The 20284-nt window shown below is 65.8% G+C and carries 22 protein-coding genes; 13 read left to right on the forward strand and 9 right to left on the reverse strand.

Annotated elements, in window-relative coordinates; genetic code table 11:
• Positions 1 to 169: 169 nt before the first annotated feature.
• The 4 genes from paaI to ACIBK2_RS02185 form a co-directional block, all read right to left on the reverse strand.
• Complete coding sequence (paaI, locus tag ACIBK2_RS02170) at positions 170 to 622, reverse strand: hydroxyphenylacetyl-CoA thioesterase PaaI (RefSeq protein WP_396962680.1); 453 nt, start codon at positions 620 to 622, stop codon at positions 170 to 172.
• Positions 619 to 930 (reverse strand): EthD family reductase, encoded by a 312-nt coding sequence (locus tag ACIBK2_RS02175; protein WP_396962682.1) that lies wholly within the window; start codon positions 928 to 930, stop codon positions 619 to 621. Before ACIBK2_RS02175 ends, paaI begins: the two co-directional genes overlap by 4 nt.
• Complete coding sequence (gene paaZ, locus ACIBK2_RS02180; RefSeq protein ID WP_396962684.1) at positions 927 to 2966, reverse strand: phenylacetic acid degradation bifunctional protein PaaZ; 2040 nt, start codon at positions 2964 to 2966, stop codon at positions 927 to 929. The genes ACIBK2_RS02175 and paaZ overlap by 4 nt, the downstream gene beginning before the upstream one ends.
• 104 nt (positions 2967 to 3070) lie before the next feature.
• On the reverse strand, positions 3071 to 3682 hold the full coding sequence (locus tag ACIBK2_RS02185; protein WP_396962686.1) for a TetR/AcrR family transcriptional regulator: 612 nt from the start codon (positions 3680 to 3682) through the stop codon (positions 3071 to 3073).
• Between the two features lie 83 nt (positions 3683 to 3765).
• Between ACIBK2_RS02185 and ACIBK2_RS02190 the strand changes: the two genes are divergently transcribed.
• The 8 genes from ACIBK2_RS02190 to paaK are packed head-to-tail and all read left to right on the forward strand — an operon-like array spanning position 3766 to position 10428.
• Positions 3766 to 4515, forward strand: a complete 750-nt coding sequence (locus ACIBK2_RS02190) for an enoyl-CoA hydratase/isomerase family protein (protein WP_396962688.1) — start codon at positions 3766 to 3768, stop codon at positions 4513 to 4515.
• Positions 4512 to 5291 carry an enoyl-CoA hydratase/isomerase family protein gene (locus tag ACIBK2_RS02195; RefSeq protein WP_396962690.1) on the forward strand — a complete coding sequence of 260 codons (780 nt, stop codon included), beginning with the start codon at positions 4512 to 4514 and terminating at the stop codon, positions 5289 to 5291. The genes ACIBK2_RS02190 and ACIBK2_RS02195 overlap by 4 nt, the downstream gene beginning before the upstream one ends.
• 29 nt (positions 5292 to 5320) lie before the next feature.
• The gene (gene paaA / locus ACIBK2_RS02200; protein WP_396962692.1) at positions 5321 to 6259 is read left to right on the forward strand and encodes a 1,2-phenylacetyl-CoA epoxidase subunit PaaA; all 939 of its coding nucleotides are present in this window, start codon (positions 5321 to 5323) and stop codon (positions 6257 to 6259) included.
• Positions 6256 to 6558, forward strand: a complete 303-nt coding sequence (gene paaB / locus ACIBK2_RS02205; RefSeq protein ID WP_357383707.1) for a 1,2-phenylacetyl-CoA epoxidase subunit PaaB — start codon at positions 6256 to 6258, stop codon at positions 6556 to 6558. The genes paaA and paaB overlap by 4 nt, the downstream gene beginning before the upstream one ends.
• 11 nt (positions 6559 to 6569) lie before the next feature.
• Positions 6570 to 7529 (forward strand): 1,2-phenylacetyl-CoA epoxidase subunit PaaC, encoded by a 960-nt coding sequence (gene paaC / locus ACIBK2_RS02210; RefSeq protein WP_396962695.1) that lies wholly within the window; start codon positions 6570 to 6572, stop codon positions 7527 to 7529.
• Positions 7526 to 8020, forward strand: a complete 495-nt coding sequence (paaD, locus tag ACIBK2_RS02215; protein ID WP_396962697.1) for a 1,2-phenylacetyl-CoA epoxidase subunit PaaD — start codon at positions 7526 to 7528, stop codon at positions 8018 to 8020. Before paaC ends, paaD begins: the two co-directional genes overlap by 4 nt.
• A gap of 5 nt (positions 8021 to 8025) precedes the next feature.
• Positions 8026 to 9105 (forward strand): 1,2-phenylacetyl-CoA epoxidase subunit PaaE, encoded by a 1080-nt coding sequence (paaE, locus tag ACIBK2_RS02220; RefSeq protein WP_396962699.1) that lies wholly within the window; start codon positions 8026 to 8028, stop codon positions 9103 to 9105.
• A gap of 15 nt (positions 9106 to 9120) precedes the next feature.
• A complete protein-coding gene (paaK, locus tag ACIBK2_RS02225) occupies positions 9121 to 10428 on the forward strand; it encodes a phenylacetate--CoA ligase PaaK (RefSeq protein ID WP_396962701.1) in 1308 nt (435 codons plus the stop codon).
• 7 nt (positions 10429 to 10435) lie between these two features.
• On the opposite strand, the gene ACIBK2_RS02230 is transcribed toward paaK, so the two are convergent.
• Positions 10436 to 11248, reverse strand: coding sequence for an SAM-dependent methyltransferase (locus ACIBK2_RS02230; RefSeq protein ID WP_396962703.1), 813 nt, complete (start codon positions 11246 to 11248; stop codon positions 10436 to 10438).
• Positions 11249 to 11479: 231 nt separating this feature from the next.
• Between ACIBK2_RS02230 and ACIBK2_RS02235 the strand changes: the two genes are divergently transcribed.
• Entirely contained in the window at positions 11480 to 12301 is an 822-nt protein-coding gene (locus ACIBK2_RS02235) for an alpha/beta fold hydrolase (RefSeq protein ID WP_396962705.1), read from the forward strand.
• Complete coding sequence (locus ACIBK2_RS02240; RefSeq protein ID WP_396962707.1) at positions 12295 to 13065, forward strand: MerR family transcriptional regulator; 771 nt, start codon at positions 12295 to 12297, stop codon at positions 13063 to 13065. The genes ACIBK2_RS02235 and ACIBK2_RS02240 overlap by 7 nt, the downstream gene beginning before the upstream one ends.
• Here the strand turns inward: ACIBK2_RS02240 and ACIBK2_RS02245 are convergent, their stop codons facing one another.
• The gene (locus ACIBK2_RS02245; RefSeq protein ID WP_396962710.1) at positions 13066 to 13479 is read right to left on the reverse strand and encodes a VOC family protein; all 414 of its coding nucleotides are present in this window, start codon (positions 13477 to 13479) and stop codon (positions 13066 to 13068) included.
• 215 nt (positions 13480 to 13694) lie between these two features.
• Between ACIBK2_RS02245 and ACIBK2_RS02250 the strand changes: the two genes are divergently transcribed.
• A complete protein-coding gene (locus tag ACIBK2_RS02250; protein ID WP_396962712.1) occupies positions 13695 to 13862 on the forward strand; it encodes a hypothetical protein in 168 nt (55 codons plus the stop codon).
• 3 nt (positions 13863 to 13865) lie between these two features.
• Here the strand turns inward: ACIBK2_RS02250 and ACIBK2_RS02255 are convergent, their stop codons facing one another.
• Positions 13866 to 14810 (reverse strand): alpha/beta hydrolase, encoded by a 945-nt coding sequence (locus ACIBK2_RS02255; RefSeq protein ID WP_396962714.1) that lies wholly within the window; start codon positions 14808 to 14810, stop codon positions 13866 to 13868.
• 105 nt (positions 14811 to 14915) lie between these two features.
• Here ACIBK2_RS02255 and ACIBK2_RS02260 point away from each other — a divergent pair, with 105 nt between their 5' ends.
• On the forward strand, positions 14916 to 15791 hold the full coding sequence (locus tag ACIBK2_RS02260; RefSeq protein ID WP_396962716.1) for a helix-turn-helix domain-containing protein: 876 nt from the start codon (positions 14916 to 14918) through the stop codon (positions 15789 to 15791).
• Positions 15792 to 15862: 71 nt separating this feature from the next.
• On the opposite strand, the gene ACIBK2_RS02265 is transcribed toward ACIBK2_RS02260, so the two are convergent.
• Together ACIBK2_RS02265 and ACIBK2_RS02270 are read right to left on the reverse strand one after the other, a co-directional pair.
• Positions 15863 to 17416, reverse strand: a complete 1554-nt coding sequence (locus tag ACIBK2_RS02265) for an acyl-CoA carboxylase subunit beta (protein ID WP_396962718.1) — start codon at positions 17414 to 17416, stop codon at positions 15863 to 15865.
• A gap of 166 nt (positions 17417 to 17582) precedes the next feature.
• Positions 17583 to 19034 (reverse strand): amidase, encoded by a 1452-nt coding sequence (locus tag ACIBK2_RS02270; RefSeq protein WP_396962720.1) that lies wholly within the window; start codon positions 19032 to 19034, stop codon positions 17583 to 17585.
• Between the two features lie 147 nt (positions 19035 to 19181).
• On the opposite strand from ACIBK2_RS02270, the gene ACIBK2_RS02275 reads away from it, so the two are divergent.
• Positions 19182 to 20261 carry an ABC transporter substrate-binding protein gene (locus tag ACIBK2_RS02275; protein WP_396962722.1) on the forward strand — a complete coding sequence of 360 codons (1080 nt, stop codon included), beginning with the start codon at positions 19182 to 19184 and terminating at the stop codon, positions 20259 to 20261.
• Positions 20262 to 20284 lie beyond the last annotated feature (23 nt).

Below are 20284 nucleotides of genomic sequence, written 5' to 3' on the forward strand. Positions count from 1 at the left end.
GTGCTGCGGGCAAGGGGCTAGCGAGTGTGGTGAGCTGGCTGTGGTTGCTTCACAAGCGCGGGGCGGGCGGCGGCGGTTTCGGTGCTCGATCACACCCGCGAGGTGCTCCCCAAACCCGGTATCCCCAAGATCTGCACCTTAACTCGGGATCGGCACTCGGAATAGGGCCCTATTCCGAGTGCCGATCCCGAGTTAAGGTGCGGATTCTGCTGTTGGCGGGGCGGGCGGGGATTGCTCTGCTGTCGCCGCGGAATTCGGCGACGATCTGGTTGCCGGTGGTTACGGTGACGTCGTATATTCCGTTTCGGCCGAAGCGGGCTCGTTCGACGGCGTCTGCGATGAGGATGTCGCCGGCCTTTGTTGGGCGTAGGTAGCGGATGTCGGCGCGGGCTGCGACATTCGGTTTGCCGTGGCTGTTGCAGGCCAAGGCGAAGGTGGTGTCGGCGATTAGGAAGATGTAGCCGCCGTGGGTGATGAAGTGGCCGTTGAGCATCGATGACGTGACGGTCATCGTGGTTCGAGCGTGGCCTGCGGACAGCGCCAGGATTTCGATGCCCAGTAGCCGCGATGCGACGTCGGCTTCGAATATCTCTCTGGCGCTGTCCAAGGCGTGCTCACTCACCTGACGGACTGTTCTTCCTGGGTGAACATGGTGACGCCGCCGGTGGCGAAGTTGCGCAGGTCTTTGCCTGCGGCCAGCATCTCGGGTGAGGACATGCCTGCCTTCAGCGCTTGCTCGTCGGTGAAATACAGGCTCGCCACCAGGTAGCAGGGGGGCTCGCTGTCGTCGACGGAAGTCACTTTGCCCCAGGTGAATTCGGTGAGACCGGGCACCGCCCGGGCGAGCGGGATGTGCACGGAGGTGTAGTACTCGTCGAATGCTGCGGGGTTCTCCGGCTTGCCGTAGCAAACGGCAATACGAAAGGTCATAATTCCTCCGGTTTGGCAACGAGCGTCAGCACGTCGTAGGTGGCGACGGCCGCGTCGTTCTGGTTGACAACCACTGCATCCCAACGCACTTCACCGTAGTCAGCGCTCTGCCGTGGCGTGATCTGCTTCGCGGTCAACGTCACGGTGAGCGAATCGTCCGCTTTCACGGGCGTCAGGAATCTCAGGTTGTCGACCCCGAAATTCGCCAGGACCGGGCCGGGTGCCGGGTCGACGAACAGTCCGGCGGCGAGGGATACCACCAGGTATCCGTGCGCGACGATGCCGCCGAACAGTGGGTTCGCGGCGGCGGCTACCGGGTCGGTGTGCGCGTAGAAGGTGTCGCCGGTGAACTCGGCGAAGTGCTCGATGTCGGCGCGACTCACCTGACGTGGACCGCCGACGATGGTGTCGCCGAGCCGGAGTTTGCCGAGGTTCTTGCGGAACGGATGGACGTCACCGGTACTGCGGTCCGCGCCGTCGACCCACTTGTTCCCCACTGCGGTAAGCACATTCGGCGTGCCCTGGATCGCGGTGCGCTGCATGTGGTGCAGCACGCCACGAATACCACCGAGCTCCTCACCACCGCCTGCACGGCCGGGACCACCGTGTACCAGTACGGGCAGCGGCGAACCGTGACCGGTCGATTCGCGCGCATCCTCGCTGTTGAGCACGAGGATGCGCCCGTGGTACGGCGCGAGGCCGAGCACGATCTGGCGCGCGATGGCCGCATCTTTCGTGACGACCGAGGCGACGAGACTGCCCTTTCCGCGGGCGACCAGGTCGATCAATTCGTCGGCATTGTCATAACCGAGCACCGTAGCCACCGGGCCGAACGCTTCGATCTCGTGCGGCTCGGTCGCGGCTTTATCGTTGCTACGCAACAGAATCGGTGACATGAAGGCGCCCGACGACGCGGACGCTCCGACGACATCCACCGATTCGGGATCACCGAATACAATCTCCGCCGACTTGGTCAGTCCCCGAACCGATTTCACCACCTCGTCGCGCTGCTCCAGGCTGGCCAGCGCGCCCATGGTGACGCCCTCGACATCCGGATCGCCGACGACAACCTTCGCCAGCTGCGCCTTCGTCGCATCGATCACGGCGTCGACCAGGGCCGCCGGGACGAATGCGCGACGGATCGCGGTGCATTTCTGCCCGGCCTTGGCGGTCATCTCGGTGACGAGTTGTTTGACGTAGAGCTCGAATTCAGGATCGCCGGTCGTCACGTCGAGCCCGAGTACCGAGGCGTTGAGGGAATCCGCTTCGGCCGTGAAGTGCAGACCCGCGCCGACGACACTGGGATGTGCGCGCAGTGTCGCGGCTGTGTCCGCCGATCCGGTGAAGGCGACCGAGTCCTGACCGCCGAGGTGGTCGAGCAGGCCACGGGCGCTGCCGGACAGCAACTGCACCGAACCTTCTGGCAGCACACCGGATTCGATGATGCGCCGGAACACGAGCTCAGTCAGGTACGCAGTTTGACTGGCGGGCTTGACAATCGAGGGCATCCCGGCGATGAACGCGGGCGCGAGCTTCTCGAGGAAACCCCAGACCGGAAAGTTGAACGCGTTGATCTGCACCGCCACCCCACGGCGACTGGTGTAGATGTGCTGGCCGAAGAAGGTGCCGCCCTTGCCGAGTTGCTCGACCGCGCCGTCGAGATACACAGTGTCGTTGGGCAATTCGCGACGCGCCTTGCTCGCATAGCTCAGCAAAGTACCGATGCCACCGTCGATATCGATCCCGGAGTCGCGCTTGGTCGCACCGGTCAGCCGGGAGACCTCATAGAACTCCGTCTTCCCCGCCATCAATGTCTGACCCAGCTGCTTGAGCAGGGCCGCGCGCTCATGGAAGGTCAGCGCCGCCAGCGCGGGACCGCCCACGGTGCGCGCGTAATCGACCGCGCCCGCGAGATCGAGCCCCGTCGACGAGATGCGGGCGACCTCCGCGCCGTCGATGGCGCTGAGCAGCGGCGTGCCCGCATCGGCCGCGCTGAACCAGCTGCCCTGCACATAGCTTGCCAAGAGTCTGCTCACAAGATCTCCATCCCACCGTACGTTCGGTAGGTAATTACGATCCCCTCAGGCGGCGATCGTTGTCAAGCAGCGGACATCGACAGCAGACTCCGTGCGGGTGTGGCTCAGGTGCGGCGAAGACCGTCGAAGACGAGAGCGACGACAGCATCGGCCAGATCCGCGGAGGACGCCCCCGCCCGCGGCCGGTACCACTCGATCAGCGAGTTCACCGTGCCGAAGACGAGCCGTGCCGTCAGCGCGGGATCAATACCGGGCCGCAGGTCACCCTCCGCGGCAGCCTCGACCACGAGACCGCTGACGAAATCGTCGAACTCGCGCCGCCTGGCCAGCGCACGGCGTTCCACCGCGGTGTTCCCGCGTACCCGCAGCAACAGTGTGACGTACGGCAATTCGGCGCAAAGTATCTCGACGCTGCGGCGAACCAGGTACTCGAGCCGGCCGATATAAGGACCGGTCACCGCCCGCTCCTCCGTGGTGACCGCGAACAACGCGTTGAGTGCCCGGTTGAGCGCCAGCTCGAGCAGCTCGGACTTGCCGGACACGTGGTGATAGATCGACGACTTGGTGATGCCGAGACCGCGCGCCAGCGCGTCCATGCTGGTGCCGTCGTAACCCTTCTCGTTGAACACCTTCACCGCGACGGCCAGGAGCGAATCCAGGTCGTATCCCGGACGCCCGGGCAGCCCGGTCCGGCGAGTCACGCGCGCGTTCGTCATGCTCCACATCCTCCCAGCTGACGAAATCTTCCGAGTCAAGGGCCCGATCAACCCTTGCCAACCTACCGAATGTTCGGTTATTAATGAAGGACAACCCGGGTCAGGAGCAGACCGTGCGCAGCATCGCCAGCACAGAATTGCCGGACCGGTTCGTGGTCACCCTCGACCGGCCGACGCAGCGCAATGCCATCGATGCGCGGATGATCGCCGAGCTGCACGACATCTGCGCGGCCATCGAACGAACGCCGAAGTTGCTGTTGCTCACCGGCCGTGGCGAGCACTTCGCCGGTGGCGCCGACATCGACCAGCTACATGCACGCACTCGCGATGACGCGCTCGCGGGCCTCAACCGAAATCTGTTCGACCGCATCGCCAAACTGCCGCTGCCCACCGTGGCCGCGGTCAACGGTTATGCGCTCGGCGGTGGCGCGGAACTCGCCTACGCCTGCGACATCAGAATCGCCTCTCCGACAGCGGTATTCGGCAATCCGGAACCGGGACTCGGCATCATGGCCGCCGCCGGGGCCAGCTACCGGCTGCCAGCACTGGTCGGTATGTCGGTCGCCAAACAGCTGCTGCTGGGCGGACGCACCCTCGACGCCGAGACCGCGCTGCGCACCGGCTTGATTCTCGACATCGTCGAGGACCCGGTCGCGGTGGCACACCAACTCCTCGATCGCATCGCCCGTCAATCGCCCCTCGCCCTGCGGTTGACCAAAACGATCGTCGACGCGCCCGGCGTGCACCCGTGGGCCGACGATATCGCGCAGGCGGTGCTGTTCGACACCGACGACAAATACCAGCGCATGACCGCCTTTCTGGAGAAGCGATGACAGTACGACTGGAGATAGCACACGGGCTCGCCACCATTACGCTGGCCAGGCCGTCGGCGCACAACGCGCTCGACGTAGCAACGAAGTCGACGTTCCTCGACGCGGTGGCAGCGGCCGCCAAGCACCCTGACGTGCGCGCGGTACTTCTCACCGCCGAGGGCAAGAACTTCTGCGTCGGACAGGATTTGAGCGAGCATGTCGCCGCGCTGGAGGCCGATCCGGCGACTGCGATGGATACCGTTGGCGAGCACTACAACCCGCTCATTCGGGCGCTGAAATCGTTGGAGGTGCCGGTCGTCGTCGCGATCCCCGGCGCCTGTGTGGGTGCTGGGCTCGGTATCGCGTTGGCAGGCGACATTCGCGTCGCGGGAACACGGACGACGTTCTCGACGGCGTTCACCGGCATCGCCCTGGCCAGCGACTCCGGCCTGAGCTATGCGCTCGTCGAGGCCCTCGGCAGCAGCCGGGCAGCCGGGCTGATGCTGCTCGGCGACCGTATCTCGGCCGAGCAAGCCCTCGACTGGGGTCTGGTGCACCGCGTGGTCGCCAACGAGGAAGTACGCACGGCGGCAACGGATCTCGCCACGCAACTCGCAGCCGGGCCGACACTGGCCTACCGCCAGGTCAAGTCGCTCATCGCCGCGTCGGCGGCAGGACTGTCCGACGCCTTGGACCGGGAACTCGCCGCACAACGGCACCTCGGCCGCACCGCCGACCACGCGGCCGCGGTAAAGGCCTTCCTGGCCAAAGAGAAACCGGCATTCACCGGCTCGTGAAGCACACTCGGCAAGGAAAGCAGAGGCCCATGACCGCTCCCGAAAGCGGTGAGCTGCAACGGTTTTTCGACGAGACGATCGCCGGCGAGCAGCGCATCGAACCCCGCGACTGGATGCCCGACGGCTACCGCAAGACGCTGATCCGGCAGATCGCCCAGCACGCGCACTCCGAGATCATCGGGATGCAGCCGGAGGGCAACTGGCTCACCCGCGCACCGTCCTTGCGGCGCAAGGCGATCCTGCTGGCCAAGGTGCAGGACGAAGCCGGTCACGGTCTCTACCTCTATTCCGCCGCCGAAACCCTCGGTGCCGAGCGCGGCGATCTGACGGTGCAACTGATCGAGGGCAAACAGAAGTACTCCTCGATCTTCAACTACCCGACACTCACCTATGCCGACGTCGGGACCATCGGCTGGCTGGTCGACGGTGCCGCGATCTGCAACCAGGTGCCCCTGTGCCGCAGCTCTTTCGGCCCTTACGCCCGCGCGATGATCCGCGTGTGCAAGGAGGAGTCGTTCCATCAGCGCCAAGGCTATGAACTGCTGTCGACGATGATGCGCGGCACCGACGAGCAGCGCGCGCTGGTGCAGGAGTCGGTGAACCGGTGGTGGTGGCCCGCGCTGATGATGTTCGGTCCGCCCGACGACGAGTCGCCGAACACCGAGCAGTCGATGAAGTGGGGCATCAAGCGGCACACGAATGACGAACTGCGCCAACGCTTCGTCGACATGTCGGTGCCGCAGGCCGAGGCGTTGGGCGTGACGTTCCCCGATCCGGAACTGCGGTGGAATCCGGAGCGAAAGGCACATGACTTCGGCGAACCCGACTGGAGCGAGTTCATGGCCGTCCTGAAAGGCAACGGCGCCTGCAACGTCGAGCGCATCGCCAACCGCCGCGCGGCGCACGAGGACGGCGCCTGGGTGCGCGAGGCAGCGACAGCGTTCGCCGCACGGGAGCGGGCATCATGACCGAAAGCTCTGCGGTGAAAGCGGATTGGCCGCTCTACGAGGTCTTTCTGCGCGGAAAGCGCGGGCTGAACCACGTGCACGTCGGATCATTGCACGCCGCCGACGACCAGATGGCCTTGCGCCACGCACGCGACGTCTACACCCGCCGCAATGAGGGCGTCAGCATCTGGGTGGTGCCTTCGCATTCGATCATCGCGTCGAGCCCGGCGGAGAAGGATCCGTTCTTCGCCCCGAGCGGCGACAAGGTGTATCGGCATCCGACGTTCTACGACATCCCCGACAATGTTCCCCACATGTGAGCGGTGCACTGATGAGTGAAGCATCGCGTAGCGGCGGTGGCCGGGCGGCGGGTGGGTATGAGCACGACAACGCCTACGAGGGCCTGGTCGACGAAGACTCGCACGGCCAGTGGGCTTTCGGTACGAGTTTCGACGACCCGCTCGCCGGTGTCGACACCACGGTCCCGGACGATGTCGACCTGCCCGCGCTCGCGACGTACTGCCTGATGCTCGGTGACGACGCGCTCATCAGCGCCCACCGACTGGCCGAATGGTCCACGCGCGCACCGGAACTCGAAGAGGAGGTGGCGCTGGCGAATGTCGGCCTTGACCTGCTCGGGCAGGCGCGGCTGCTGCTCGCTCGCGCCGCCGCGGCCGATGGTTCGATGGTGCCGTTCATTTCCGACACGTCCCCGGTGCCCGCTGAAGACGCGCTGGCGTTCTTCCGGCCCGAGCACGCATTCCGCAACTCACGCCTGTGCGAGCTCGACAACGGCGACTTCGCCAAGTCGATGATCCGACTGCTGATCTTCTCGACGTGGCGTCTCGCGATCTTCGACCGGCTCCGTGACTCGCGCGACCCGGTCCTCGCCGCAGTGGCCCAGAAGGGCGTCAAGGAGCTGACCTACCATCGCGACTACGCGGCGCGGTGGACGGTCACGTTGGGTTGCGGCACAAAGGAATCCATGCGGCGCACGAGCGATGCATTGGACCGAGTATGGCCGTATGTCGACGAGTTGTTCGTCCCCACGGACGAGGAGATCACCCTCGCGAAGATCGCGGTCGGCGTCGATCCCCGTGACGTACGCGAGGAATTCGACTCGATACTCGCCCAGGTCCTGCACGCCGCCGAACTGGTACCACCAGACGGCCGCAGCGTCGGCACCGTCGGCGGCCGCGCAGGCAGGCACGGCATCCACACCGAGGCAATGGGCCCGCTGCTCGCCGAAATGCAAAGCGTCGCACGCACTTATCCGGAGGGGCTGTGGTGAATACGAGAGAGTTCGACATCGCGGCCTCGGTCACCGACCCGGAGTTGCCGCCGCTGACCCTCGCCGACCTCGGCGTGCTGCGCGAGGTCACGGTGGTGGACGGCAGTGTGCTCGTCACCCTCACCCCGACATACTCGGGTTGCCCCGCGATGGCCACGATGCGCGACGACATCACGCACCGGCTCCGCGATTACGGATATGACCGGGTCGAGATCAGGACACGCCTGACGCCCGCATGGAGTTCCGACTGGATCTCCGCCACAGGTCGCCGAAAGCTCAGCGCGGCAGGTTATTCGGTGCCGGGCCCGACACCGAAGCGCACGTCAGGACCCGTCCCCCTGACACTGACGGCCACGCCACGTGCCATCGACTGCCCCCAGTGCGGTTCGTCGAACACCCTCCTGACATCCGAGTTCGGCGCCACCCTCTGCAAAGCCCAGTACCGCTGCTCGGACTGCCTGGAACCGTTCGAACACGTAAAGGAGATCTGACCGCCATGGCAGCCCCGGTGCCCGCCTCGCGAAGGTCCGCGTTCCACACGCTGACCGTCGCCGACGTCGAATCACTCTGCGACGACGCGGTTGCCGTCCGTTTCGCTGTTCCCGACGAATTGGCCGACGAGTTCGACTTCCAGCCCGGCCAGTCACTGATGTTGCGCCGCACGGTCGATGGCGTCGAGCACCGCCGTTCCTACTCGATCTGCGCACCGGTCGGTGCACCGCCACGGGTCGGCGTTCGCGAGGTCACCGACGGACTGTTCTCGTCCTGGCTGGTCCATCAGGTCAAGGCGGGCGACAAGATCGACGTGCAAGCGCCGAGCGGGACGTTCGCCGCCGATCCGGCGAAGGGCGGTCGGCACGTCCTGATCGCGGCCGGGTCCGGCATCACCCCGATGCTGTCGATCGCCGGCTCGATGCTCACCAATTCGGACGCGGAAGTGGTTCTGCTGTACGGCAATCGGCGTACGCGGTCGGTGATGTTCGTCGAGGAGATCGCCGATCTCAAGGACCAGTTCGGTGCCCGCCTCGACGTCATCCACGTGCTGTCCCGGGAACTGCGCGAGGTGGAATTGTTCAGCGGCCGACTGGACGCGCAACGCCTGCGCGCGATCCTCGACACCGTGCCCACCGACGATATCGACGACTTCTGGCTGTGCGGGCCGTACGGCATGATCACCGACGCAAGAGAGGTACTCACCGCGCTCGGCGTCGACAAGAGCAGGATCCACCACGAACTGTTCTACGTCGACGATGTCCCGCCGCCCATGGCGCGGCATCGCGAGCCCGGGCCGACCGGACCCACCAGCGAGGTCACCCTCGCACTCGACGGTCGCGCGGTGACGGGGATGCTCCCCCGCGATCAGTCGGTGCTCGATTCGGGTGCGCAGTTGCGACCGGATCTCCCGTTCGCGTGCAAAGGCGGCGTCTGCGGGACCTGCCGCGCCAAGGTCACTCACGGCGAGGTCGACCTGCGCCGGAATTACGCACTCGAAGAGTCCGAGGTCGCCGCGGGCTTCGTGCTCATCTGCCAGTCCTTCCCCCTCAGCGATACCCTGACCGTCGATTTCGACGCCTGACCCTGGAGCTCCGTCATGACCGGCGTCTTGCCCTCCCCCACCAGCACCCCCGATATCGAATTCGCTACCCGCGACCGCATTTCGGCGCTGCAGCTGGAACGAATGCAATGGTCGCTGCAGCACGCCTACGCCAATGTGCCGCATTATCGGAGGGCGTTCGACGCCGCCGGCGTCCATCCGAGTGATCTGAAGGATCTCGCGGATCTGGCGAAGTTCCCGTTCACCACCAAAAAGGAACTCAGGGAGAACTACCCGTTCGGAATGCTGGCGGTGCCGCAGAGTCAGGTTTCGCGCATTCACGCGTCATCGGGCACCACCGGTTGGCCGACCGTGGTCGGTTATACCGCCAACGACATCAACAACTGGGCCGACCTCGTGGCACGCAGCCTGCGCGCGGGCGGTGTGAAGCCGTCCGACAAGGTGCACGTCGCCTACGGGTACGGCTTGTTCACCGGCGGGCTCGGCGCGCACTATGGCGCGGAACGTTTGGGCTGCACTGTGATTCCGATGTCGGGCGGCATGACCGACCGCCAGATCCAGCTCATCACCGACTTCCGGCCGGACGCCATCCTCGTCACGCCTTCCTACATGCTCACCATCGCCGACGCGATGATCGCCAAGGGCATCGATCCCGCCGCCACCTCGCTGCGCGTCGGGGTATTCGGCGCCGAACCGTGGACCGAGCAGATGCGCAAGGAAATCGAGCACACGCTCGAGATGGACGCCGTCGACATTTACGGGCTGTCCGAGGTGATGGGTCCGGGTGTCGCGATGGAATGCGTCGAAACCAAAGACGGACCACACATTTGGGAAGACCACTTCTATCCGGAGATCATCGATCCGGTGACCGGTGACGTTCTTCCGGACGGCGCGGAGGGGGAATTGGTATTCACCTCGCTGTCGAAGGAGGCGATGCCGATCGTTCGCTACCGCACCCGTGACCTGACTCGGCTGCTGCCGGGGACGGCGCGGACGATGCGGCGCATGCGGAAGGTCACCGGGCGGACCGACGACATGATCATTCTGCGCGGGGTCAATCTCTTCCCGACTCAGGTCGAGGAACTCATCCTCGCGGTACCTGCGCTGGCTCCGCAGTTCCAGTGCGTACTAGAACGAACCGGTCGGTTGGATACGCTGATCATCCGGGTCGAGACCCGACCCGGAGTCCCGGGCGACCAGCACTCGGTCGCCTCCGAAAGCCTGCGAGAGCTGATCAAGAACCGCATCGGCGTCACCGTGGCCATCGACGTCATGGCGCCAGCCGCGCTGGAACGATCACTCGGTAAGGCGCGCAGGCTGATCGATAATCGCCCTGAAGGATAAGGACCGTTCAGACCTTCTTGCCGACGGCACCGTACAGCGACACCCGCTTGTCATAACTCTTCGGGCGTTCGATGCCCTCGGGCCGCCAGCGGTGGATCACCTCGACACCCGGATCCACCAGTTCCAGCCCGTCGAAGAACCGGGCAACCTCGGCGCGCGTCCGCGGCCGCACCGGAATCCCACGATCCGCGTAGACCTGCAGCAGCCGTGCCATACCTTCCGGGTCCGCGTCACCTTCGTCGAAATCCGTCGTGACATGGGACATCGCCAGGTAAGACCCCGGCACCAACGGCTCCAGTAAGGTCTTCACCATCTCGTAGACGTCGCCGGGCACGAAGTGCACCACCGCCATGAGCGAAACCGCCACCGGCTGCGAAAGATCCAGCGTCGCATGCAATTCCGGAGCATCGAGGATAGCCGTCGGATCCGCGGCGTCGGCCTGCAGGTAGGTGGTGCGCCCCTCGGAGGTGCTCACCAGCAGCGCCCGCGCGTGCGCGAGCACCAGGGGGTCGTTGTCGACATACACCACCCGGGACTCGGGCGCCTGCTCCTGCGCGACCTGGTGCAGGTTCGGCTCGGTCGGGATGCCGGTCCCGATGTCGAGATACTGCCGAATCCCCTGCCCGGAGAGGTAGCGCGTGGCATGCCGCATGAACTCGCGATTGGTGCGAGCGGTCAACTGGACATGCGGAAAGTCGCGCAGCGCCTGCTGGGCGGCCACACGATCGGCGTCGTAGGAGTCCTTGCCGCCGAGGAAATAGTCATACATCCGCGCCGGGTGCGCCACGTCTGTATGCAGGTCGATAGGGCCATCGGACACGCCGAAGTCTCCTTGCACGTTGGGATGTGTACCTACCGAGGTATACCGCATCCAGACAATCGACCCGACAAAATCCAGCAGTCCAGTTCGGATTCGCGCGCCGTCTGGGGGCCATCGTTACTGTGTTGCAACATCTTCCGCGTCTGCGGGCGAACCGCGCGGCTGACTCGGCGCGAGTAAGTAACCGCGGGGTTGACACTGACGCAGGGTCAACGTTTCAACATGGTCGGCATGACTACGGAAATCGATCAATTCACGGTTCGCCACGATGGGGTGACGATCTCGGTGTCCCGAGGCGGCGAAGGGCGGCCGTTGGTGCTGTGCCCGGGGCTGACCTCGACGCAGGCCGAATTGCATGAGCTCATCGGGGTGTTGCGCCGGGACTTCGATGTGGTGAGCTTCGACCTACGAGGGCATGGGCTTTCCTCGGGTGGCGACCGGTATTCGTTCGAGGCGTTTCTCGGGGATTTCGTCGCCGTGCTGGCGGAGGTAGGACGGCTCGGCTTCGGCTCGGCGCCGGTGCTCGCGGGCCACTCGTACGGTGCGGATCTGGTTGTGCATTATGCGGCCGAGTATCCCGAGACCGTCGGGGAGCTCGTTCTCATCGACGGGGCGAATCCGATTCCCGCACCGTTCATTACTGCGGCTGATCTGCCGGGGTTTCGTGCACTCTGGGAGGACCTGGCGGCGTGGCAGGAGACGATCAAAGGCACTCCACGTCATGTGTCGCTGACCGCGCAAGAGATCCTCGATCTCAATCTCGAGCTGGACGTGCTGCGGTCCGGAATTGATATTGATATCGATATGGTCGGGCCCGGCATCCTCGACCGGTATCGCAAGATCGATCGTCCGATTCGCATGATCATGGCGTCCTCGATGGCGGGCGACAGCGGCGAAGGTCGTGCACCGCGGCACAATCGGCTCTGGCGGGCGGGTATCGAACGGCTCGTCCGCGAGCAACCGGACATCGCCATATCGTGGCTCGATGCCACGCACGCATTGGTCGTCGACCGGGTACCGGAAGTCGCCGAGCTCATACTGGATCGATGCTGACCATCGGCGAGCTGGCCGCGTACGCCGGAGTCACGGTGCGCGCGGTGCGGCACTATCACGCCAAAGGGCTGCTGCCGGAGCCGGAGCGCGACCACTCCGGCTATCGCCGGTACGACGCGAGTGCGGTGGTCGAGCTGATCAAGATCCGGTCCCTCGCCGAGGCCGGCGTGCCGTTGGCCCGGGTGCGGGAGCTGCTCCGAGCCGACCCGGCGGAGTTTGCCACGGCCGTCGCGGACATCGATGAGCGGCTACAAGCAGAGATCCGGCAGCGGCAGCAACATCGCGAACGGATCGCCCGGCTCGCGGCAGGCGACAATCTGGCATTGCCGCCACAGGTGGTCGAGTTTCTCGATCACCTGCGGGCACTCGGGGTCGACGAACGGATCGTGCAGGTCGAACGGGACGGTTGGATTCCGCTGGCCGCGCGCTCCCCCGAGCGCGCCGCGGAGTTGATCGCACGCAAGCGAGTACAAATCGCGCACCCACCACTCATCGACTTCTATCTCACCCTCAGCGAGGCCCTCGACCGAACCGACAACGACCTGATGCTGATCGAACTCGTCGACAGGCTGGCCGCCTACCTCACCCAACTGGCCGATGAGCAAGGCCAGGACCACGTCAGCGGCGACATCGATCCGTCGCTGGTCGAACTGCTCGACACCCTGGCATTCGACACCGCACCACCGACCCGTCGACTGATCGAGCTGCTGAACAAGCAGGGCTGGACCGGCTGGACCGAGCTCGTGCGTTCGGCTCCGAAGTAACTACTTCCGAACGACCAGCTCCAGGGCGATATTGTCCGGGTCCCGGAACTCCAAGATGTAACTGACGCCGATGTCTTTGATTTCCTCGCGCACCACGCCGCAGGCATCCAGATGTGCGGCGGCGGTTTCCAGTTCGGCGAGTGAGCCGAGCGCGAACGCGAGATGGTCGAGGCCGACGCGGTTTTCGTCGAAGCGATCGGTGGCCGCGGGGCGCAGTCCGAGCATTCCGTGCGGCATCCGATAAATCACCCCGCCGTGCAGGAAATCCAGCCGCTGCCGAGTCTCGTCGTCGGCATCGGCCGGAATCTCCAATGCCACCGGCCAGCCGAAGACCTTTTCGTAGAAGGCCCGCGACCGGTCGATGTCACAGACCGTGAGACGCAGATGCGCAATGGATTCCGCTGCAATCGACATGCGACCGATGCTTGCACATCGCCGCCCTACCCGCCGGTTCGACGCGCCCGCTGTAACGCGCTGGCCGCCAGCGCGATTCACCCTATGCAGTGCGGCGACGGGACTGTGGCATGGACGAAGTGCGGCAATGGCAACTATGGCGGCTAGGGCAGCTGTGGCGACTATGGCGGTTAGCGCACCTGTGGCGCCTCTGGCGATTGACACAATTACGGTGGGTGCGGCCACTGGTCGGTACGATAGCGGCACTGGCGCTCATCATCGGCATGTTGACGGTGGTCGATCAGAGCAATGAGCACGAACCGACCTCGCCCTTCTATATCATCAACACAGATCCGGTCGTGAAGCCGTTGCCGCCGGATCATTGGCCTGGCCAAGGCAATTGACCCTCAGGGTCGGTCCGGCTGATGAGCGCTCGGTCCGAGGTTTTGCGTGAAGTGGTCGGCTAGTTTCTCGATCGCTGGGCCGACGTACTGCTCTTTGTCGTAGAGGTCGACGTGGCTCGCGCCGTCGATCCAGTGGATCTCCTTGGGACCCAACGTCTTCTGGAAAGCCTCGATGCTCATCCAGACGGTGACCGCGCGCGAACCGACGATCATGAGCAGCGGACGTCGTCCGATCAACGGCACTGCGGCGAAGGCGTCGAAGGTGGCCATCTTGTCGATGCTGCGCCAGTCGAAGAAGCGCGCCGAGCGCGGGTGCTGCCCGCGTGGGGTGCGGTAGTACTCGAAACCTTCCGCGCCGTGCGCACCGCCGAGCGCCCGCGCCTGCTCGATCGTCTCCGGGAAGAGCGTGAGCGGATCCGGCTTCGCACCGCCGGCCGCCGCGGTTCGCGCGGACGCAGCGGCATCCAGCATGCTCTGGAACACCGCTGGGTCCTGCGTCCCGTCGGCACCGAGCCGGAACTGGCGGGCGATATCCACGCCGCTGACGGTCGCGACCGCGCGCACTCGATGGTCGCTGCCTGCCGCGGCCAGCGCGTAACCGCCGGATGCGCAGATACCGAGCGCGCCGATGCGGTCGGCGTCCACCTCCGGCCGGGTCGTCAGGTATGAGATGGCCGCTTTGAGATCCTCGACGCGCTGGGCCGGATCCTCGAGTCCACGCTGCTCACCACCGCTCTCGCCTTGGTAAGCAGCGTCGAAAGCGAGCGCCACGAAACCTTTTTCGGCCAGTAGTGCCGCGTAGAGTCCAGCGGCCTGTTCCTTTACGCCGCTGCCAGGGTGTCCGACGACGATCGCGGGGCGTGGCTGGTCATGGGACGGGCCGGGAAGGTAGAGGTGCCCGGCGAGGGTGATACCCGCACTGTCGAAGAGAACATCTGTCTTGGTCATTCCTCCACAGTCGCGGCACTGTGACCTGGGCAAAAGAGCCCCGAATGTGACTGGCCACAATCGTGGCCCTGCTACTCGCACCGCACCCGAGTCCACAATGGACCCATGACGCTCCCCTCCGACTCCGGTCAGGTCGGCGACTTCCTCAAGGCACGCCGGGCCCAACTCACCCCGCGCGAGGTCGGGCTGCCCGAGACGAGCACCCGACGCCGGGTGCGCGGCCTGCGCCGCACCGAGGTGGCCCAACTCGCGTCCATCAGCGTCGAGTACTACACGCGGCTCGAGCAGGGACGCGTGCGGGTATCCGCCTCGGTGCTCAGCACGCTCGCGCGCGCCCTGCGTCTGGACGAGGATCAGCAGACTTACCTCTACGAGCTGGCCGGTAAGACCGATGCCAGGCCGCGGCGTCGGCGAACTGTCCAGCGCATTCGCCCCGCCATGCGGCGACTGCTCGATCAGCTCACCGAAACACCGGCCCTCGTGCTCGGACAGCGGATGGACATCGTCGAGTGGAATTCCGGCGCGAGCGCCCTGTACCTCGACTTCGCGAAAGTCCCCGCACCCCAACGCAACTACGTGTACCTGCTCTTCGCCGATCCCACCTTCCGCAGCCTGCACACGCAGTGGGCCCACGACGCTCGCACGGCCGTGGCAGCACTGCGAATGGAGGCCGCGAGGGATCCCGACGACCCCGAGCTGGCCCGCCTGGTCGGCGAACTATCGCTGCGCGACAAGGACTTCCGCACCTGGTGGGCCGAACATCAGGTGAACACCGCGACTTTCGGCACCAAGAGCTACCGGCATCCCGTCGTCGGCGACCTCACCCTGGACTGCGACACCTGGCTCAGCCCCGACGGCTCCGGTCAACGCCTGCTCGTCCTCACCTGCGAGCCGGGCACACCCTCGCACGACGCGCTCCGAATCCTGCTGTCCTGGAACGTCGAACAGGCGATCTCGACCACTGGAGACCAGAGCGACTAGCGGCACGACAGCACAGCGAAACCTTAAATGTGGTAAGCGATCTCGTCGCGCTGTCGTGCCGCCGCCGGGACTCACATCGGGTATACGGCATGCTTTCGTGGATTGAATCCCGGCTTCACCGGCGGCTTGTCGCGCAGCAGGTTCAGCGCGTGCCGGATCTCCAGGCGGGTGCGGGCGGGTTCGATGACGGCGTCGATGTAGCCGCGTTCGGCCGCGATCCACGGGGTGGCGATGGTCTCGTTGTAGTGGTTGACCATGAATTCGCGCGCGGCCGCCCGCTGTTCCTCCGGGACCGCAGCCAGCTGCCGCTTGCCGATGAGGTCGACCGCGCTTTCTGCGCCGATCACCGCGATCCGGGCCGTCGGCCAGGCGAAACTGATGTCGGCGCCGACCTGCCGGGCCGCCATCATGCCGTACGCGCCGCCGTAGGACTTGCGCACCACCAGGTTGATGATCGGCACGGTGGCCTCGATGATCGCGCGCGGGACCCGGCCGCCGCGGATGATCACACCGTTGGCTTCCTGCTCGAGGCCGGGCAGCACGCCGGGGGTGTCGACGACGAACACCAGCGGAATGTTGAACGCGTCGCAGAGCCGGATGAAGTACGTCGACTTGTCCGAGCAGGCGGCGTCGATGGAACCACCGAGCACCAGCGGCTGGTTGGCGATCACACCGACCGGGAAGCCATCGACCCGCGCGAATCCGGTGATCAGGTTCGGCGCGAATTCGGTACGCACCTCGTGGAATTCGCCGTCGTCGAAGATCCGCAGCAGGATCTCGTGCATGTCGTAGCCGGCGCGATCCGAATCCGGGATGATCTTCGCGAGTTCCCGATCGGTCGCGGTGATCTCCGGCTCCAGGCCGGGATTCACGACCGTCGGCTGCTCGAGGCAGCTCGTCGGCATGTAGCTCAGGTACTGGCGGGCCCAGTCGTAGGCCGCCTGCTCGGTGTCGGCCACGTGGTGCAGCGTGCCGCGCTTGGCCTGGACCTCCGCGCCGCCGAGCGCCTCGGCCGTGATGTCCTCACCCATGACGGCCTTGATCACCTCGGGCCCGGTGACGAACATGTACGAATCCCGGGTGCCGATCAGCACGTCGGTGTTGATCGGCCCGTACACCGAGCCCGCCGCGCACTTGCCGAGAATGATCGACACCTGCGGCACATAGCCGGACAGCTTCTCCAGCACCCGGGAGATATCGCCGAACGACGCGATCGAGCCGACCGCGTCCTGAATGCGCGCACCGCCGGAATCGTTGATCGTCACCACCGGGCACGCGTTGTCGAACGCGAACTGCAGCGCCCGCATGAACTTGCGGGCGGAGGTGACACCCACCGAACCGCCGTACACCGTCTGATCATGGGCGATCACCACCACCGGGCGGCCCGCGATCAAGCCACGACCGGTGACCAACCCGTCGCCGTAGAGGGCGTCGGGTTGGTCGGGCTGACGAGCTAAGGCATTGGTCTCGATGAACGTCCCGGGGTCGAGCAGCATGCGCATCCGCTGCCGGACGCTCGGGACGCCCTTCTTCTCCCGCTTGGCGATACCGGCTTCACCCGCCGGTTCCTCGGCGATCGCCAGGATCTTGACCAACTCATCTAGCTTCGCCTGGGTATCCACCACGCCCGCCGCCACCTTCCCTACCAACGCTGTTGTGCCTCCGCGACGTTAAGCGGTACAGACACGAGAACGCATTATCCAGCGGCAGATGCGGGACAGGTCACAGTGGGGGCCCAATTCGTATGGCACTCCGAACAGCTCGCGTACGGGACGAAAGCGGCACTACGCCCTACTCCGGCGCCTGGAAGCCGCCGATCTTCTGCTCGAGCAGTTCGGCCAGCCGCAGCGGGGTGCGGTCCTCGAACATCGGACCGATGAGCTGCACACCCACCGGCAGGCCCTCGGGTGAGCGGCCCGCCGGAATGGCGGTGGCGGGCAGGCCGGGCATGGTCGCCAGACCGGCCCAGGCCATCTGGGCGACGAACGGGTATTCGACACCATCGATATCGATCCGCCGCTCGTACAGACCGAGCTCGTGGTCGTGCGGGAAGGCGGGCGTCGACGCGATCGGACACACCACGGCATCGAACTCGGCGAAGAACTGCCGCCAGCCGTCCCGGTGGAACTCGCGACGGTTGTTCGCCTGCACCCAGTCGCGGTGGCTGAACGCCATACTGCGCAACCATGTCGCGTTGGCACTGTGGTCGTCGTCGCTCAGCGCGGCGAAGCCGGCCTGTACCTGCTCGTACCGCTCCGCCGGATAGCCCGCGGCCACGTTGGAAACCAGCAGCTGGATGTAGAGCGTCGCGGCGTCGCTCAGATCGGGCAGCAGCGCACTGTGCCGTTCGACCCGGGCACCCTCGTCGATCAGCGCGTCAGCCACCCGGTTCACCCCCGCGCGCACCGCGGCCGAGGACGGAATGAGCGGATGCTCTTCGAGGACCAGGACCCGGAAATCGGCGAGCCGCTCGTGCCGTGCGGGCGGCAACCGCAAGTCGTAGGCCACGCCACGGGTCAGCGGGTCCGGTCCGGCCATCACATCCAGCAGCAGCGTGAGGTCGCGTGCGGTGCGCGCCATCGGACCGACGACAGCGAGATCGTGCTCGACCGGCAAAGCCGGCGCGGGTGGCGGGACCATGCCGCGGATCGCCGCCAGCCCAACGGTCGGCTTGTGCGCGTAGACGCCGCAGTAGTGCGCGGGGACGCGCAACGAACCGCCGATGTCGGTGCCGAGGGACAGCGAGCCGAAGCCGGCCGCCAGGGCCGCCGCGGAGCCGCCGGAGGAGCCGCCCGCCGAGCGATCGTGATCCCACGGATTGTTGGTGGTGCCGTAGATCTCGTTGAAGCTCTGCCACTCTTGCAGCATCAGCGGCACATTGGTCTTGCCGAGCACCACCGCGCCCGCCGCCTTCACCCGTGCCACCTGGACCGCATCCTCGGCCGGGATGAAGTCACGGAACTGCGGCATGCCCCAGGTCGTCGGCAGCCCGGCGATGTTGTAGCACTCCTTGACCGTCACCGGGATACCGAGCAGCGGTCGATCTTCGCCGTCGGCCCGCGCCTGATCGGCCTCGCGGGCGGCGACCCGCGCATTGTCGAAATCCGGTACGCATATCGCGTTGATCGCCTTGTCGTCGCGCTCGATCCGCGCGATCGCCGCCTCGGTCAACTCCACCGAGGTCACTTCACCAGCCCGTAACGCAGTCGAAAGATCCTCGGCCGCAGTAAAACTCCATTCCATGAAATCGACCGTACCGACGGTCTGAAGCAGCCATAAAGAAATTCTTTGCGCAACAGGATTCGACGTCTCGATGTTCGGCGAACCTCGCAGGTCAGCGCCTCGAAAATCGGTTGACTGGCTGCGATGGTGGGCGGTGCAATGTGCGGCATGGTGCGTGCTGACGGAACTTCGGTCCACATCGGGGCTCTTGTTCCGTTGACTCGGCCCGGGTGGGTGGAGGCCGGGCGACACTTGCTCGCGGGGCTCGAGTTGGGGGTTCGTGAAGTCAATGCGGCGGGCGGGGTCGGCGGAAGACCGGTCGAGCTGGTGGTTCGTGATACCGCGGCGGATCCGCAGCGGGCCGTGGCGGCCGTGGATGAATTGGCTGATCTTGGCGTGGTCGCGTTGGCGGGTGAGTATCACAGCGTCGTCGCTCGCGCCGCTGCCGCCAGGGCCGATGACCTCGGGATGCCGTTTCTGTGCTCGTCGGCGGTTCTCGATACGCTCACCGAGCGGCCGACGGAATGGGTTGCGCGGCTTGCTCCGCCACAGTCGCGGGGCTGGCGGGTTTACGCCGACTTCCTGCTCAGCGCGGGGCACCGTCGGATCGCCGTAGCAACCCAGCCCAGCGTCTATTGGGCATCCGGGACTCGGATTCTGCGGGACTATCTCGCGCCGCGCGGCGGCACCGTCCTCGAACTCGACATGCGCGCGCACTCTCCCGCCGCCGTGTGCGACGAGCTCGTCGAGAATCGCTCGACAGCGCTCCTGCTCCTGGTCGGCTTCCCGGACCCGGCAGTGTCGATCGTCCAGTCCGTCCGTCGCGACCAGCGGCTCGCCGGGATCACCCTCGGTGCTCCGGCAGGGCAACCCGAGTTCGCCGAGTGGGCAACACTATTGGGCGACGACAGCACCGCGATCCCGTTCTTGCGCTACCTACCTGAGCGCCTCGGCCCACTCGGCACGCGAGTCGAGATGGCCCTGCGCGAGCGGCTGTCCGCACCGCCATCCTTCGTCGCCTTCGAGGGTTACGACACGATCGCCGTGCTCGCCGAGGTGCTGCGGTCGCACGGCGCGGACCGGATCGCCGAATCCTGGGCGCACGTTGCAGTCGAAGGTACCCGTGGGCAGATCCGGTTCTCTCGCACGCCGGGCATCAGTGTGTGGCAATGGGCTCGCCCGCCGATTCAAGTCGTTGATCGAGATCCGTTGGCACGCCATCATTTTCGTATCCTGCACACTGACTGACGGGCATACCAGCGGTTCAGCGC

Source organism: Nocardia sp. NPDC050175, assembly GCF_044459885.1.
Lineage (GTDB): Bacteria > Actinomycetota > Actinomycetes > Mycobacteriales > Mycobacteriaceae > Nocardia.

Coding starts and splice junctions, on each gene's coding strand:
- ACIBK2_RS02245 (WP_396962710.1), bottom strand. CDS start 13,479: ATGTCGATTGCAGCGGAATCCATTGCGCATCTGCGTCTCACGGTCTGT.
- ACIBK2_RS02275 (WP_396962722.1), top strand. CDS start 19,182: ATGGTGCGTGCTGACGGAACTTCGGTCCACATCGGGGCTCTTGTTCCG.
- ACIBK2_RS02270 (WP_396962720.1), bottom strand. CDS start 19,034: ATGGAATGGAGTTTTACTGCGGCCGAGGATCTTTCGACTGCGTTACGG.
- ACIBK2_RS02240 (WP_396962707.1), top strand. CDS start 12,295: ATGCTGACCATCGGCGAGCTGGCCGCGTACGCCGGAGTCACGGTGCGC.
- ACIBK2_RS02175 (WP_396962682.1), bottom strand. CDS start 930: ATGACCTTTCGTATTGCCGTTTGCTACGGCAAGCCGGAGAACCCCGCA.
- ACIBK2_RS02190 (WP_396962688.1), top strand. CDS start 3,766: ATGAAGGACAACCCGGGTCAGGAGCAGACCGTGCGCAGCATCGCCAGC.
- paaC (WP_396962695.1), top strand. CDS start 6,570: ATGAGTGAAGCATCGCGTAGCGGCGGTGGCCGGGCGGCGGGTGGGTAT.
- ACIBK2_RS02235 (WP_396962705.1), top strand. CDS start 11,480: ATGACTACGGAAATCGATCAATTCACGGTTCGCCACGATGGGGTGACG.
- paaA (WP_396962692.1), top strand. CDS start 5,321: ATGACCGCTCCCGAAAGCGGTGAGCTGCAACGGTTTTTCGACGAGACG.
- paaK (WP_396962701.1), top strand. CDS start 9,121: ATGACCGGCGTCTTGCCCTCCCCCACCAGCACCCCCGATATCGAATTC.
- paaB (WP_357383707.1), top strand. CDS start 6,256: ATGACCGAAAGCTCTGCGGTGAAAGCGGATTGGCCGCTCTACGAGGTC.
- ACIBK2_RS02255 (WP_396962714.1), bottom strand. CDS start 14,810: ATGACCAAGACAGATGTTCTCTTCGACAGTGCGGGTATCACCCTCGCC.
- ACIBK2_RS02195 (WP_396962690.1), top strand. CDS start 4,512: ATGACAGTACGACTGGAGATAGCACACGGGCTCGCCACCATTACGCTG.
- ACIBK2_RS02260 (WP_396962716.1), top strand. CDS start 14,916: ATGACGCTCCCCTCCGACTCCGGTCAGGTCGGCGACTTCCTCAAGGCA.
- ACIBK2_RS02185 (WP_396962686.1), bottom strand. CDS start 3,682: ATGACGAACGCGCGCGTGACTCGCCGGACCGGGCTGCCCGGGCGTCCG.
- paaE (WP_396962699.1), top strand. CDS start 8,026: ATGGCAGCCCCGGTGCCCGCCTCGCGAAGGTCCGCGTTCCACACGCTG.